Source organism: Flavobacterium beibuense, assembly GCF_004151245.1.
GTDB lineage: Bacteria > Bacteroidota > Bacteroidia > Flavobacteriales > Flavobacteriaceae > Flavobacterium > Flavobacterium beibuense_A.
Map to the genome: position 1 here is coordinate 157033 of NZ_JUIW01000005.1, position 16548 is coordinate 173580.

The 16548-nt window shown below is 39.5% G+C and carries 12 protein-coding genes; 11 read left to right on the plus strand and 1 reads right to left on the minus strand.

What is annotated here, in order from left to right:
* The first annotated feature begins 40 nt into the window (after positions 1 to 40).
* Positions 41 to 2938 carry a translation initiation factor IF-2 gene (infB, locus tag NU09_RS08205; protein ID WP_129750795.1) on the plus strand — a complete coding sequence of 966 codons (2898 nt, stop codon included), beginning with the start codon at positions 41 to 43 and terminating at the stop codon, positions 2936 to 2938.
* A gap of 63 nt (positions 2939 to 3001) precedes the next feature.
* On the opposite strand, the gene NU09_RS08210 is transcribed toward infB, so the two are convergent.
* On the minus strand, positions 3002 to 3391 hold the full coding sequence (locus NU09_RS08210) for an SPOR domain-containing protein (RefSeq protein ID WP_129750796.1): 390 nt from the start codon (positions 3389 to 3391) through the stop codon (positions 3002 to 3004).
* Between the two features lie 216 nt (positions 3392 to 3607).
* Here NU09_RS08210 and NU09_RS08215 point away from each other — a divergent pair, with 216 nt between their 5' ends.
* The 10 genes from NU09_RS08215 to ruvB all read left to right on the plus strand — a co-directional run bounded on the left by NU09_RS08215 (position 3608) and on the right by ruvB (position 16467).
* The gene (locus NU09_RS08215) at positions 3608 to 4930 is read left to right on the plus strand and encodes a c-type cytochrome (RefSeq protein WP_129750797.1); all 1323 of its coding nucleotides are present in this window, start codon (positions 3608 to 3610) and stop codon (positions 4928 to 4930) included.
* A gap of 33 nt (positions 4931 to 4963) precedes the next feature.
* A complete protein-coding gene (locus NU09_RS08220; RefSeq protein WP_129750798.1) occupies positions 4964 to 8023 on the plus strand; it encodes a TAT-variant-translocated molybdopterin oxidoreductase in 3060 nt (1019 codons plus the stop codon).
* A 37-nt stretch (positions 8024 to 8060) separates the two neighbouring features.
* Complete coding sequence (gene nrfD, locus NU09_RS08225; protein WP_129750799.1) at positions 8061 to 9464, plus strand: NrfD/PsrC family molybdoenzyme membrane anchor subunit; 1404 nt, start codon at positions 8061 to 8063, stop codon at positions 9462 to 9464.
* A gap of 11 nt (positions 9465 to 9475) precedes the next feature.
* Positions 9476 to 10000 (plus strand): DUF3341 domain-containing protein, encoded by a 525-nt coding sequence (locus NU09_RS08230; protein ID WP_129750800.1) that lies wholly within the window; start codon positions 9476 to 9478, stop codon positions 9998 to 10000.
* Between the two features lie 9 nt (positions 10001 to 10009).
* On the plus strand, positions 10010 to 10555 hold the full coding sequence (locus tag NU09_RS08235; RefSeq protein WP_129750801.1) for a c-type cytochrome: 546 nt from the start codon (positions 10010 to 10012) through the stop codon (positions 10553 to 10555).
* Positions 10556 to 10580: 25 nt separating this feature from the next.
* Positions 10581 to 11987, plus strand: coding sequence for a quinol:cytochrome C oxidoreductase (locus NU09_RS08240; RefSeq protein WP_129750802.1), 1407 nt, complete (start codon positions 10581 to 10583; stop codon positions 11985 to 11987).
* An 18-nt stretch (positions 11988 to 12005) separates the two neighbouring features.
* Positions 12006 to 13178, plus strand: coding sequence for a cytochrome c oxidase subunit II (locus tag NU09_RS08245; protein ID WP_129750803.1), 1173 nt, complete (start codon positions 12006 to 12008; stop codon positions 13176 to 13178).
* 42 nt (positions 13179 to 13220) lie between these two features.
* Positions 13221 to 15029, plus strand: a complete 1809-nt coding sequence (locus NU09_RS08250) for a cbb3-type cytochrome c oxidase subunit I (RefSeq protein ID WP_129750804.1) — start codon at positions 13221 to 13223, stop codon at positions 15027 to 15029.
* A gap of 87 nt (positions 15030 to 15116) precedes the next feature.
* Positions 15117 to 15419, plus strand: coding sequence for a GNAT family N-acetyltransferase (locus NU09_RS08255; RefSeq protein ID WP_165357677.1), 303 nt, complete (start codon positions 15117 to 15119; stop codon positions 15417 to 15419).
* 28 nt (positions 15420 to 15447) lie between these two features.
* Complete coding sequence (ruvB, locus tag NU09_RS08260) at positions 15448 to 16467, plus strand: Holliday junction branch migration DNA helicase RuvB (protein WP_129750806.1); 1020 nt, start codon at positions 15448 to 15450, stop codon at positions 16465 to 16467.
* Positions 16468 to 16548: the final 81 nt, after the last annotated feature.

The window sequence follows — 16548 nt, forward strand, 5'->3', positions numbered from 1 at the left end:
CAACAAATACAACCAGGAAAGATAATATTAAAAAGATTATATGTCTGAAGATAGAGTAATAAGAATAAATAAAGTTTTAAGGGAATTAAACATTTCGCTGGACAGGGCTGTTGAGTTTCTTAAGGACATGGGGCATGCTATTGATGCAAGTCCTAATGCCAAGATATCCAACGAGGAATATTCGGCGCTTAAAAGACAGTTCTCTGCCGACCAGAGCAAGAAAGAGGCTTCTCTTGAGGTGAGTGAAGAGAAAAAGAAGGAGAAGGAGGCTTTGAGGCTGGAGAGGGAGCGTGAACTGGAAGAAAAGCGCAAACAGGAAGAAGAGAAACAAAGACAGGAGGTAGTGCGTGCAAAAGCATCATTATCAGGCCCGGTTGCAGTAGGAAAAATAGACCTTAATCCTAAAAAAGCTCAGGAAGAACCTTCAGACACTCCTCAGGCTCCAAAACAGGAAGAAGCACCTGCTAAAGCTACCGAAACTCCGGTAGCTAAGGAAGAGAAACCTGCCGAAACTCCTAAAGCGGAAGTTAAGGAAGAAAAAGCCGAAGAGAAAAAAGCTCCGGAGGCTCCTAAGCAACCGGAAGCGGAGAAAAAACAGGAAGCGCCTAAAGCGGAGAAAAAGCAGGAACCTCAGGCTCCTAAAGCTGAAACTGCAAAGACAGATTCTCCTGCTGCTCAGGAAGACGATAAGATTAAAACCCAATACCAAAAACTTTCGGGTGCCACTTTTACAGGGCAAACTATTGACCTTTCTCAGTTCAATAAGCCTAAAAAGAAAAAAGAAGAGCCTAAGAAAGATAACAGACCGGGCGGACAAAACCAGGGTCAGGGTAACAACAACAACAACAAAAACAAGAGAAAAAGGATTACTACTAAGCCTCAGGGGCAAGGTCAGGGTCAGGGTGGACAAAACCAGGGCGGACAGAACCAAGGGCAAGGCGGTAACCGACCAGGAGGCCAGGGCGGACCGAAATTTGGAAACAAAGATTTCAACAAAAACAAACGCCAGGCTATTGTTAATAAGGTAGAGCCTACCGAAGAAGAGGTTAAAAACCAAATCAGGGAGACTCTTGAAAAACTTCAGGGTAAAGGAAGCAAATCTAAGGCTGCAAAATATAGAAGAGACAAGCGTGAAACGCACCGTCAGCGTACTGATGATGAACAAAGACAGCTAGAAGAAGGAAGCAAAGTGCTTAAGGTGACCGAGTTTGTTACCGTAGGTGAGATTGCTACCATGATGGATGTGCCTATTACTAAGGTAATATCTGTATGTATGTCTTTAGGTATCATGGTTACCATGAACCAGCGTCTTGATGCAGAAACACTTTCTATTGTTGCTGATGAATTTGGTTATGAAGTAGAATTTATTACAACCGATATTGAAGAAGCAAAAGAGGTTGTTGAAGATAAAGACGAGGATCTTGAATTCAGAGCTCCTATTGTAACGGTAATGGGTCACGTAGACCACGGTAAAACATCGTTACTTGACTACATTCGTAAAGAAAATGTAATTGCAGGTGAGTCGGGAGGTATAACACAGCACATTGGTGCTTATGGAGTAACTCTTGAAAGCGGTCAGAAAATCGCATTCCTTGATACACCGGGTCACGAGGCGTTTACCGCGATGCGTGCACGTGGTGCTCAGGTTACCGATATCGCAATTATTGTTATTGCTGCTGATGACGACATCATGCCGCAAACTAAAGAGGCAATTAACCACGCACAGGCTGCGGGTGTGCCAATTATATTTGCGATAAATAAAGTAGATAAGCCAACTGCAAATCCGGAGAAAATTAAGGAGAGACTTGCAGGTATGAACCTACTTGTAGAAGATTGGGGTGGTAAAATACAATCACACGATATCTCTGCAAAAACAGGTATAGGTGTAAAAGAGCTATTAGAAAAAGTATTATTAGAAGCTGAGATATTAGATCTTAAAGCTAACCCTAATAAACCGGCTGTAGGTACTGTTGTAGAAGCCTTCCTTGATAAAGGTAGGGGTTATGTGTCAACAGTTCTTGTACAGGGTGGTACATTAAAAGTAGGAGATTATGTTCTTGCCGGTAAGCATCACGGTAAAGTGAAAGCTATGCAGGATGAGCGTGGTAATAATATTAAAGAGGCAGGGCCATCTACGCCAATATCTATATTGGGTCTTGATGGTGCGCCAACAGCAGGTGATAAGTTTAACGTGTTTGAAGACGAGAAAGAAGCTAAGCAAATTGCTGCTAAGCGTACTCAGTTACTTCGTGAGCAGGCTGTTCGTACACAAAGGCATATTACTCTTGCCGAGATTGGAAGAAGGATTGCACTTGGTCAGTTTAAAGAGCTTAACATTATCCTTAAAGGTGACGTGGATGGTTCGGTTGAGGCGCTTTCAGATTCATTCTCAAAACTTTCAACGGAAGAAATCCAGATCAATATCATACACAAAGGTGTAGGAGCGATTACAGAATCTGACGTATTGCTTGCTTCGGCTTCAGATGCGATTATTATCGGATTCAACGTACGTCCTATGGGAGGTGCTAAGCAGCTTGCTGAAAAAGAGGAAATCGATATCAGAAACTACTCGATTATCTATGATGCTATTGATGATGTTAAGGATGCTATGGAAGGTATGCTTTCTCCTGAACTTAAGGAAGAGGTTACCGGTACTGCCGAGATTCGTGAAACATTCAAGATATCTAAAGTGGGTACTATTGCCGGATGTATGGTTACAGATGGTAAGATATTCCGTAGCTCTAAAATACGTCTTATCAGGGATGGTGTTGTAATCTACACAGGTGAGCTTTCTACACTTAAACGTTTCAAAGATGACGTTAAAGAGGTGTCTAAAGGTTATGACTGTGGTATGCAGATTAAAAACTACAACGACATTCAGGTTTATGATGTTATTGAGGCATTCCAGGAAGTGGAAGTTAAAAAGACGCTTAAATAAGCATTAAGAATAATTAACAAAAAGCCCCGCATCGCGGGGCTTTTTTATTGGGTATATTTTAACTTATTTCGTTGGCTTAATCAATAAGGCGTAAGGGTATTTTTCTTTAATCGTTATAAGGTTTCTTTCACCTTCTATTCGGGTTTTAAAACTGCCTACCCATACCTTGTATGTTGGGCTCTCAAATATAATTGTGCCGTCTATATTTTCAAACTCTCTTTTAAATTCGGAAAGCGTTTTTCTGGCTTTATCGTTCTCTCCGTAAAAGATCTGAATCTTGTATCGATCATTAAGGTCGGTATTGGAGTTAAGTTTTCTTTTTTCGCTTAATAATTGTTCAAATTTCGGGTCCTGAGAAATGGTATTTTCCTGCTGTTGTGCCACAGTTTCAAGCGAATAAAAAGTAAGAAAAACTGCAAGCAATTTTATGTGTTTTATTTTTAAAATTCTCATAATGAATAGGGTTTGAGTGCAAAATTACGATTAATTAGAATATGGTGTTGAAATATATTTATTTAGAATTGTTATAAATTATGCTTTAAGATTTATTTAAGGTTTGAGAATAAGTCATAAGTCGTATTTTTGTGGGAGTTTTTAAAAAAGTATACTGTTACGTTCAAATATACCTGAAAAAACTATACCAATTTAAGTCGATAATCATTTTTTAATATGAAAAAAGTGGGTAACCATACTTCGTTTTCGAGAATTTTAATTTTCTGTTTAGCTTTATCGCTTTCATTCTCACTCGCTTCTTATGCTCAGGACACTGCTGCTGCTGGTACTGAAGCTGAGACAGCTGCTTCGGCCGGTGCCGGAGACCCTGTAAAAGGTAAAGAACTATTTAATTCCCTTTGTGCTTCATGTCACAAACTTGACGGTAAATCAACAGGTCCTGCGTTAAGAGGAGTTGCTGATAAACACGATCGTGAGTGGCTTTACAAATGGGTTCATAATAGTAGTGAGTTAATTAAGTCAGGTGATCCTGTTGCTGTTAAGCTTTTTGCTGATAACAACAATGTTACAATGACTGCTTTTCCTCAGCTTTCAAATCAGGATATAGACAATATCATGGCATATACGTCTGCTCCTGCTCCTGCTCCGGATGTTAATACTCCGGGTGGTAAGGTTGTTGTTCAGGAAAGTGGTGCGTCTAACAATTTGATTCTTGGTGCGCTTGTGCTGGTTCTTATTGTTCTTGTTGTAATGCTTGTGCTTGTAAACAGGACTTTAAGAAGAGTTGCTGCTGCAAACGGTGTTGAAGTTGCAAAGCAGGATTCAACAATATCATTATGGCAGGCTTATGCAAGAAATCAGTTCCTGGTTCTTGTTACTACTATACTATTAATTTTAACAGGTGGTTACTTCCTTTACGGTTACCTTATGCAGGTAGGTGTAGATCAGGGGTACGAGCCGATCCAACCAATACACTTCTCTCACAAAATACACGCAGGTGAAAACGGTATCGACTGTAAATACTGTCACTCTTCTGCAAGAGTAAGTAAAACTTCGGGTATACCTTCTCTTAATGTTTGTATGAACTGTCATAAAAACATCTCTGAGTTTACAGGTAGTAAAGATTCTACTTATGTTGAGTATTCTAAAGAATTCTACAATGGAGAAATCCAAAAGCTATATGATGCTGTAGGATGGGATAAATCTACACAACAATATACAGGTAAAACCAAACCGGTTAAATGGGTTAGAATTCACAACCTTCCAGACTTTGTTTACTTCAACCACTCTCAGCACGTTTCTGTAGCTGGTGTTGAATGTCAGAAATGTCACGGCCCAGTTGAGACATTTGAGGTTATGAAACAACATGCTCCATTAACAATGGGATGGTGTATTAACTGTCACAGAGAGACAAATGTAAAAGTAGAGGGTAACGACTACTACAAAAAAATCCACGACGAACTTGCTAAGAAATATGGTGTGCAGAAACTTACAGCTGCCAACATGGGAGGTACAGAGTGTGGTAAATGTCACTATTAATCAATTTTTAAGAAGCTAATATCTATATACAACATGGCATCAAACAAAAAATACTGGCAAAGTGTTGAAGAACTGAACGAAAACAGTTCTATTGTTGAGACGCTAAGAAACAATGAGTTTGTTGAGGAGATTCCTACTGATGAATTTCTTGGTAACGAAGAGGCAATGTCTTCTTCTTCAACAAGCCGTCGTGACTTTTTGAAATATGTCGGGTTTAGTACTGCTGCAGCTTCACTTGCAGCATGTGAAGGACCGGTTATTAAGTCGATTCCTTATGTGGTTCAACCGGAGGAAATCATCCCGGGAGTTGCAGATTACTATGCAACTACAATAGCGGATGGTTTTGATTTTGCAAACATATTGATCAAAACCCGTGAAGGTAGACCAATTAAGGTTGAGAATAACAGAATGTCTGGTTCTGGTATAAGTGCAAATGCAAGGGTTTACGGATCTGTGCTTTCACTTTATGACAGCATGCGTTTAAAACAACCGATGATTGCAAGCAAACCTGCATCATGGGAAGAAGTTGATACTCGTGTTAAAGCCGGATTAGCTGAGGCTGCAAACGGAGGCCAGGTAGTATTATTAACTAATACTATGGCGAGCCCGTCTACAGATAAGCTTATTGCTGAGTTTGGTGCTAAGTATCCTAACTTTAAACATGTTGTTTATGATGCGGTATCGTCTTCAGAAGCACTTGATGCTTATGAGGCTGTATATGGAGAAAGAGCTTTAGCAAACTATGATTTTTCACAAGCTGATGTAATTGTTGCTGTTGGTGCTGATTTCCTTGGAGACTGGCAAGGTGGTGGTTATGATGCTGGTTATGCAAACAAACGTATCCCTAAACAGGGTAAAATGTCTAAGCATATCCAGATAGAGGCTAACTTAACTTTATCAGGTTCTAATGCTGATAAGCGTATTCCTCTAACTGTTACTCAACAGAAATATGCATTAGTTCATTTATACAATGCAGTTACAGGTTCGTCTGTAAATGCTCCTGCAATTAACGAGAAGTATGCTGCCGAAGTTAAGAAAGCTGCTCAACAGTTAAAAGCTGCAGGTTCTAAAGGTGTTGTTATTACGGGTATTGACGATGTAAACGCACAACTTGTTGTTTTAGCTATCAATGCTGCACTACAGAGTGAGGCATTCAAACCAGCTGAAGCACGTTATACAAGAAAAGGTAACGCTAAAGAAGTTGCTCAACTTGTTAACGATATGAAAGCAGGAAACGTTAGTACGCTTATCATGAGTGGTGTTAACCCTGTTTACACTTTACCAAACGGATCTGATTTTGCTGAAGCTCTTAAAAAGGTAAAACTTTCTGTTGCATTCTCTATGAAAGAGGATGAAACAGCTTCAAAAGCAACTATCGCTGCTGCTGCACCTCACTACCTTGAGTCATGGGGTGATGTAGTTATCACAAAAGGTACTTACAGCATTATGCAGCCTACTATACGTCCGTTATTCAAAACGAGACAGCTTCAGGATGCTTTATTGGCATGGAGCGGTAATTCACAATCTTACTACGATTATCTAAAAGCTTCTTCTTCTGCTTGGTTTAGCGGGAAGTCTTGGAACCAGTTAGTTCATGATGGTATCTCTGTTTCAGAAACAGCTCCGTCGTCTGCTACTGCTGCAGCTGCTGATTTTGGTGGTGCTGCTTCTGAGCTTGCTAAAGCTAAAACTGCAGGTGATTTTGAGCTTGTTCTTTATACTAAAACAGGTATGGGTGATGGTCAGCAGGCAAACAACCCATGGTTACAGGAGTTCCCGGATCCAATTACAAGAGTATCTTGGGATAACTATGTAACAGTTGCTAAAGCTGATGCTGCTAAACTTGGCCTTGAGAACTACAATGTAGCTAACGGTGGTCTTAACGGTAGCTATGCAACTATCGAAGTAAACGGAGTAAAACTTGAAAATGTACCTGTAATTATACAGCCAGGTCAGGCAATAGGTACAATTGGTGTTGCTTTAGGTTATGGCCGTGAGGCTGCAATGAAGAAAGAAATGCAGGTAGGTGTTAATGCTTACAAACTGTATGCTAACTTCAACTCTTTACAGGGTGCTAAAATATCTAAAGGGAACGGAGACCACGAGTTTGCTTGTCTTCAGTTACAAAAAACATTAATGGGTAGAGGAGATATCATTAAGGAAACTACCCTTGAAATATTCAATACTAAAAACGCTTCTGAGTGGAATGAACAACCTCAGGTTTCATTAGATCACAAAGAGGTTGCTGCTACATCAGTAGACCTTTGGGAATCTTTTGACCGTACAGTAGGTCACCACTTTAACCTTTCTATCGACCTAAATGCCTGTACAGGTTGTGGTGCATGTGTTATTGCATGTCACGCAGAGAACAACGTACCGGTTGTAGGAAAATCAGAGGTTAGAAGAAGCCGTGATATGCACTGGTTACGTATCGATAGATATTACTCATCTGAAGATACATTTGCAGGAGACGTTAAGCTTAAAGAAAATACTTCAGGCTTAATGGACTCAATCGAGACTTTCGGTGCAATGGAAGATCCTGCAGAAAACCCTCAGGTAGCATTCCAGCCGGTATTCTGTCAGCACTGTAACCACGCTCCATGTGAAACTGTATGTCCGGTTGCGGCTACATCACACGGTCGTCAGGGTCAAAACCACATGGCTTACAACCGTTGTGTGGGTACTCGTTACTGTGCTAACAACTGTCCTTATAAAGTACGTCGTTTCAACTGGTTCTTATATAACAAGAACAGTGAATTCGATTACCATATGAATGACGATTTAGGACGTATGGTTCTTAACCCTGATGTTAACGTTCGTTCTAGAGGTGTTATGGAGAAATGTTCTCTTTGTATACAAATGACTCAGGCTACTATTCTTAACGCTAAGAGAGAAGGTCGTCCTGTTGCTAAGGATGAATTCTATACAGCTTGTTCTGAAGCTTGTGGAAGCGGAGCACTTGTATTTGGAGATATCAATAACTCAGAGGATACAGTTACTAAACTGAAAGAAGACGACAGAATGTACCACTTACTAGAGCATGTAGGTACTCAGCCAAACGTATTCTTCCAGGTTAAAGTAAGAAATACCTAATATCAAATAGTATTAATAAGAAACAATATAAAGGATTATGTCGTCTCATTACGAAGCACCCATTAGAAAACCTTTAGTTATAGGTGATAAAAATTTTCACGATGTAACAGTTGATGTTGCAGCACCAGTGGAAGGCAGGGCCAACAAGCAGTGGTGGATAGCTTTCTCTATTGCACTAGCCGCTTTCCTTTGGGGTGTAGCTTGTGTGGCTTACACAGTTGGAACTGGTATCGGTACATGGGGTTCAAATAAAACAGTAGGCTGGGCCTGGGATATTACCAACTTCGTTTGGTGGGTAGGTATCGGTCACGCCGGAACACTTATTTCTGCAGTATTATTATTATTCCGCCAAAAGTGGAGAATGGCAATTAACCGTTCTGCTGAGGCGATGACCATCTTCTCGGTAATTCAGGCGGCTATGTTCCCTGTATTCCACATGGGTCGTCCTTGGTTAGCATATTGGGTAATGCCTGTTCCAAACCAGTTTGGTTCACTTTGGGTTAACTTTAACTCACCGCTACTTTGGGACGTATTTGCAATTTCTACTTATCTTTCTGTATCACTTGTTTTCTGGTGGACAGGTTTATTACCTGACTTTGCAATGCTTCGCGACAGGGCAGTAACTCCGTTTACAAAAAGAGTTTACTCTATCGTGAGTTTCGGATGGAGTGGTAGAGCAAAAGACTGGCAGCGTTTTGAAGAGGTTTCTCTTGTACTTGCCGGTTTAGCAACTCCTCTTGTACTTTCAGTACACACTATCGTATCATTTGACTTTGCTACTTCGGTTATACCGGGATGGCACACTACAATTCTTCCTCCATACTTCGTTGCCGGTGCGATCTTCTCAGGATTTGCGATGGTAAACACACTACTTATCATTATGAGGAAGGTATCTAACCTTGAAGCTTACATTACGATACAGCACATTGAGCTAATGAACATTATTATCATGATTACAGGTTCAATCGTAGGTGTCGCTTATATAACTGAGTTATTTATTGCATGGTATTCAGGTGTTGAATATGAGCAGTATGCTTTCCTTAACAGGGCTACAGGTCCTTACTGGTGGTCATACTTCCTGATGATGACTTGTAACGTGGTTTCTCCGCAGGTTATGTGGTTCAAGAAAATCAGAACAAGTATCATGGCATCGTTTATCATCTCTATCGTAGTAAACATAGGTATGTGGTTTGAGCGTTTCGTAATTATCGTTACATCACTTCACAGAGATTACCTACCATCATCTTGGACTATGTTCCAGCCTACATTTGTAGATGCAGGTTTCTTCATAGGTACAATTGGTTTCTTCTTTGTATTATTCTTACTTTATTCAAGAAGCTTCCCTGTAATTGCACAGGCAGAGGTTAAATCTATCATGAAGACTTCAAGTGATAAATATAAGAGACTAAGAGAAGAAGGACACAACAATCATTCACATTAATCATTACGATCATGAGTAATAAAGTTATACATGTACTATACAATGATGATGATATCCTGATGGATGCTGTAAAACAAACACGCGCTGCTCATCATCATATTGAAGAAATTTATACACCATTCCCTGTACACGGGCTAGATAAGGCTATGGGCCTTGCACCTACAAGAATAGCTATCTGCTCTTTCTTATATGGTTTGGTTGGTTTATCTATTGCAACTGCAATGCTGCGTTACATAATGATTGTTGACTGGCCTCAGGATATTGGTGGTAAGCCAAGTTTCAGTTTCATTCAAAACATGCCGGCTTTCGTTCCTGTAATGTTTGAGATGACTGTATTTTTTGCAGCTCACTTAATGGTTATCACTTTTTATATGAGAAGTAAATTATGGCCATTTAAAGAGGCAGAAAATCCGGATGTAAGAACTACAGATGACCATTTCTTAATGGAAGTTTCTGTTCACGGTGATGTTGATCAGATAGTTTCATTCTTTGAGAACACAGGAGCTGTGGAAGTAAAAGTAATTGAAAAGCACTAAGAGAGAGATATGAAAGCAATATATAAAATAGCATTTTTGGTATGTGTATCGGCAGTAGCTACTTCCTGCTTTGATAAATCACGACCAAACTATCAGTATTTTCCAAATATGTATGAGGCGGTTCCTTATGAAACCTACTCAGAGTCTTCTGCTTTCCGTAACGGAAAAGAAGGACAGTTACCTGCAGAAGGTTCTATCCCAAGAGGATTTTCTCCATATGAGTATGAAAATACCGAGGAAGGTTATGAACTTGCAAAAGCAAACCTGAAATCTCCTCTAGACAGTACAGAAGTTGATATGGGTAAAGGTGCTGAACTTTACACTATTTACTGTGCTATTTGTCACGGCGACAAAGGTGATGGTAAAGGTAATCTTGCCAAAAGGGAAAAATTCCTTGGTATACCTAATTATAAAGAAAGAGACATTACAGAAGGAAGTGTTTTCCACGTAGAGACTTATGGTAAAAACAACATGGGTTCTCATGCTAATCAGCTTACTCAAAAAGAGCGTTGGCAGGTTGCACATTATGTAATGAAACTTAGGAGTGAATTATAATTGTAGAACACTGAAAGCATAAAATATGTACACATTTTCAAGTAGACTAAAAACTTTTTCTTTTATCCTAATGATCGTAGGTGTTCTTGGGATTGGTTATAGTTTTTTCACTGCACCAAAAGATATTAATGATGTTGAGGCTATATTAGCCGATCAACACGGTCATCATGGTGACGCTCATGCGGAAGCTGCTGATCACCACGAGGCAAAAGATGCTCATGTTCAAACAGCTGATCACTCTGAAGCTGCTCACGCAGAAGCTTCACATGATGCTCACGGCCACGCTGCCGATGCTCATGCAGCAGATGCTCACAATGATGAGCACCATGCACACTTAGAGCATGTTCTTCACCAGTTACAAAACAAGCCTTGGGCAGCAGTTTATGTAGCAGCTTTATTCTTTATGCTTATAGCATTAGGAGCTTTAGCTTTCTACGCAATTCAAAATGCTGCATCTGCAGGATGGTCTCCTGTAGTGTTTAGGGTAATGGAGGGTATTTCTGCCTACCTTATACCGGGCGCAATTATAGTATTTGTTTTACTTGTATTAGGAGTTATGGGAACTCACCACTTATTCATTTGGATGGATGATGAAGTTGTTGCTCACGATCACCTTATTCAGGGTAAATCAGGATACCTTAACGGTACATTCTTCCTTATAAGAGCAGTTATCTTCATGGGTGGTTGGATACTTTACCGCCAGTATGCAAGAAAGAACTCTCTTGCTCAGGATGAGGCTAACGACAATTCTTACTACAAGAAAAACTTCAAAGCTTCTGCGGCTTTCTTAGTGTTCTTCATTGTGAGTGAGTCTATCATGTCTTGGGACTGGATTATGTCTGTTGATCCTCACTGGTTCAGTACATTATTCGGATGGTATGTATTTGCAAGTTTTGTTGTAAGTGCAGTAACTGTTATCGCTATGGTAACATTATACCTTAAATCAAGAGGTTACCTGGAGTATGTTAATACCAGCCACATACACGATTTAGCTAAATTCATGTTTGGTTTTAGTGTATTCTGGACTTACTTATGGTTCTCTCAGTTCATGCTAATATGGTATGCTGATATACCTGAAGAGATTACTTACTTTATTACTAGAATTAACGATTATAACCTTCCTTTCTTTGGAATGGTAGTTATGAACTTTGTATTCCCGGTATTAATCCTTATCAATACAGATTTCAAACGCCTTTCATGGATTGTGGTTATGGCTGGTATAATTATCCTTTGCGGACACTATATTGACTTCTTCAATATGATTATGCCTGCAACTGTTGGTGACCAGTGGTTTATAGGAGCTGGTGAAATAGGTGCAATACTGTTCTTTATGGGATTGTTTATCTTTGTTGTGTTCAGTTCAATTGCAAAAGCACCTCTATTAGCTAAACGTAACCCGCTAATTGAAGAAAGTAAGCATTTTCATTATTAATATTTAAAGAATAAACAAATGACAAGTTTATTGATAATTATAGTTTTAGTTTTATTAGGCATTGCAATATGGCAATTAACTAAAATATTCGATTTAACTCAGGTTGGAGCTGCTTCAGGTAGCGATAACTCTGAAGTTGCTAACGACAGAGATAATAATGTTAATGGTTACCTGATGTTTGCCTTTTTAGGTTTCATCTATGTATTTACTATAATAGGTTTAGCAAAATGGGGTCACTTAGCTTTAGGTACTCCTGCTTCTGAGCACGGTCCTCAGTATGATAACCTGATGACTATATCAATGGTACTGATTTTTGTTGTACAAACTATAACTCAGTTCCTTTTACATTACTTCGCATTTAAATACAGAGGTAAAGAGGGTAAAGTTGCTTTTTACTATGCTGATAATGATAAACTGGAGTTTATATGGACGATTATTCCGGTAATCGTACTTGCAGGTCTTATCCTTTACGGATTATATGCATGGACAAACATCATGTTTGTTGATGAAGATAAAGAAGATACACTAATTGTTGAAGTTTACGCTAAACAGTTTAACTGGGAAGTAAGATATGCCGGAGAAGACGGTGTACTTGGTAAAGCTAACGTAAGATATATTGAAGGTGTTAATACTTTAGGTGTTGATATGGGTGATCCAAACGCTCAGGATGATATCCAGGCTTCAGAACTTCACCTTCCTAAAGGTAAGCAGGTGATATTCAAGTTCCGTTCTCAGGACGTTCTTCACTCTGCTTATATGCCTCACTTCAGGGCTCAGATGAACGTTGTTCCGGGTATGGTAACTCAGTTCTCTTTTGTTCCTACCATTACAACTGAAGAAATGCGTCTTGATCCTATGATTATGGATAAAGTTGCTAATATCAACAGAATCAGATCGGAGAAAAGTGCAGCTTTAACTGCAGACGGAAAAGAGGCTTTAGCTCCTTATACATTTGATTATTTACTGCTTTGTAATAAAATTTGTGGTGCATCTCACTACAACATGCAGATGAAAATTGTTGTTGAAGACGAAGCCGACTTTAATAAATGGTTAGGTGGACAAAAAACACTAGGTGCAGCTGTAAAAGAATCTCAGGCTAGCGAAGCTCCGGCGGAAACGCCAGCTCCTGCAACAGAAGAGCAGCCTGAAACCGTAGTAGCGGATACTGCAGCAGTAGCAGCAGCACATTAATAAAAAAACAATTCTTTTTTAATATATTCAAATTAAAGAAATATGTCAGCAGTAGGACACGAAATACACGGTCACGAAGAACATCACGATGCACATGATCATCACCACAAAGATACCTTCATCACGAAGTATATCTTTAGTATTGATCATAAGATGATCGCCAAGCAGTACCTTCTTACCGGTGTGATCATGGGTATTATAGGTATTGTGATGTCAATATTATTCCGTATGCAGATTGCATGGCCGGAGGAGTCGTTCACAATTTTTAAAGTACTTCTTGGAGATAAATTTGCTCCTGATGGAGTTATGCGTAACGATATTTACCTGGCACTTGTTACAATTCACGGTACCATAATGGTATTCTTTGTACTAACAGCAGGTTTAAGTGGTACTTTCAGTAACCTTCTTATTCCATTACAGATTGGTGCAAGAGATATGGCTTCAGGTTTCATGAACATGATATCTTACTGGTTATTCTTCCTTTCTTCTGTGATCATGGTTATCTCTCTGTTTGTAGAGGCAGGACCGGCTTCAGCAGGTTGGACAATATACCCTCCGTTAAGTGCTTTACCCCAGGCTATTGGTGGTTCTGGTGCAGGTATGACACTTTGGTTAGTGTCTATGGCAATATTCATTGCTTCTTCACTAATGGGATCTCTTAACTATGTAGTAACTGTAATTAACCTTAGAACAAAAGGTATGTCTATGACAAGACTACCTCTTACAATTTGGGCTTTCTTTATTACAGCTGTAATCGGTATCGTATCTTTCCCTGTATTATTATCTGCTGCATTACTTTTAATATTTGACAGAAGCTTTGGTACTTCATTCTTCCTTTCAGATATTTTTATTGCAGGTGATGTGCTACACTATCAGGGAGGTTCTCCGGTATTATTTGAACACTTATTCTGGTTCTTAGGTCACCCTGAGGTATACATCGTATTACTACCGGCATTAGGTATTACTTCTGAAATTATTGCAACAAACTCACGTAAGCCAATCTTTGGTTACCGTGCGATGATTGCTTCAATACTTGCAATTGCATTCCTTTCAACTATCGTTTGGGGTCACCATATGTTCGTATCAGGTATGAACCCGTTCTTAGGTTCGGTATTTACCTTTACAACATTACTTATCGCGATTCCTTCGGCAGTTAAGGCATTCAACTATATTACAACACTATGGAGAGGTAACCTGCAGATGAATCCTGCAATGCTTTTCTCAATAGGTCTTGTATCTACTTTCATCACTGGTGGTCTTACAGGTATTATCCTTGGTGACAGTACACTTGATATTAACGTTCACGATACTTACTTCGTAGTGGCTCACTTCCACTTAGTAATGGGTATCTCTGCTTTATACGGTATGTTTGCCGGTATTTACCACTGGTTCCCTAAAATGTTTGGTAGGATGCTAAACAAGAACCTTGGTTATATTCACTTCTGGGTAACTGCAGTATGTGCTTACGGAGTATTCTTCCCAATGCACTTTATTGGTATGGCGGGTCTTCCAAGACGTTACTATACTAACTCTGCATTCCCTCTGTTTGATGACCTTGCAGACGTTAACGTGCTAATTACAATGTTCGCTATTATTGGTGCTGCATTCCAGTTAGTATTCTTATGGAACTTCTTCTACAGTATTTTTAGAGGTAAAAAAGCTCCACAAAACCCTTGGAAATCTAACACTCTTGAGTGGACTACACCAGTTGAGCACATTCACGGTAACTGGCCGGGTGAAATACCTGAAGTTTACAGATGGCCATATGACTACAGCAAACCGGGTCATGACGAAGATTTCGTTCCGCAAACTGTACCTATGAAACCAAACGAAGAACAATTACACCATTAATATGGTTCTTATTGATAGAAAAGCCTCTCCTAACCGAGAGGCTTTTTGTTTTTAATGCGTATTTTTATATAAAATAAAAATATGATTATGGAAAGAGAGAATTACAGTTTTACAGACAACAGAAGCATGAATCAGTTTGAAATGAAAATGGAGGATGGTGAAATTGCCTTCCTGGAATATTATATTGACGGAAAGAAAATCTTTCTTAATCATACAGAGGTTCCTGTTCCTTTAAGGGGTAAAGGTCTTGCTGCCATATTGGTTGAAAAAAGTCTTGACTATTGCAGAAAGAATAACCTTATAGTTGTGCCTGCCTGCTCTTATGTTGCCCATTTTATAGATAATAATCCTGAATGGCATGATGTGTTATCTGAAGGATACCAAATGTAACTTCAGATTTTAAATTTATATTTGCCTTATGAACGAGAATTTAGATCCTACAAATAAAAACTATAATGCCGATGAGCTCGACCTTGAAAAAAAATTAAGGCCGCTTTCTTTTGATGATTTTACCGGACAGGACCAAGTACTGGAAAATCTCAAGGTGTTTGTGGAAGCTGCCAATTATCGAGATGAGGCGCTTGACCATACTTTATTTCATGGCCCTCCTGGACTGGGTAAAACTACTTTGGCAAACATACTGGCAAACGAATTAGGAGTTGGGATTAAAATTACATCGGGTCCTGTGCTTGATAAACCCGGTGATCTTGCAGGTTTATTAACCAATCTTGATGAAAGGGATATACTTTTTATTGATGAGATTCACAGGCTTAGCCCTATAGTGGAAGAATACTTGTATTCAGCTATGGAGGACTTTAAGATTGATATAATGATAGAGTCGGGACCAAATGCCCGCTCTGTTCAAATAAACCTTAATCCTTTTACGCTTGTGGGTGCAACAACGCGTTCTGGTCTGCTAACCGCGCCTATGCGTGCCCGTTTTGGTATTTCAAGCAGATTACAGTACTATACTACTGAACTACTTACTACAATAGTACAGCGTAGTTCAGCAATATTAAAAATGCCTATCACTATGGAGGCAGCCATCGAGATTGCCGGTCGTAGTCGAGGGACTCCGCGTATAGCTAACGCATTACTTCGCAGGGTGCGCGATTTTGCCCAGATTAAGGGTAATGGTAAGATAGATATAGAGATTTCCAGATATTCGCTTAAAGCGCTTAATGTGGATGCCCATGGGCTTGATGAAATGGATAACAGGATACTTACTACTATTATAGATAAGTTTAAAGGAGGGCCGGTAGGTTTATCTACCCTTGCAACAGCTGTATCAGAAAGTGGTGAGACTATTGAGGAAGTATATGAACCATTCCTTATTCAGGAAGGATTTATTATAAGAACTCCGAGAGGAAGGGAAGTAACTGAGAAAGCCTATAAACATTTGGGCAGGGTGAGAGCTACTCAGGGAGGGTTATTTTAATTAAATGATATGACTATAGATGAAAGCTTCGGTAATGCCGAAGCTTTTTTTATGCGCTAAATTTAACTTTATTTTTACGCA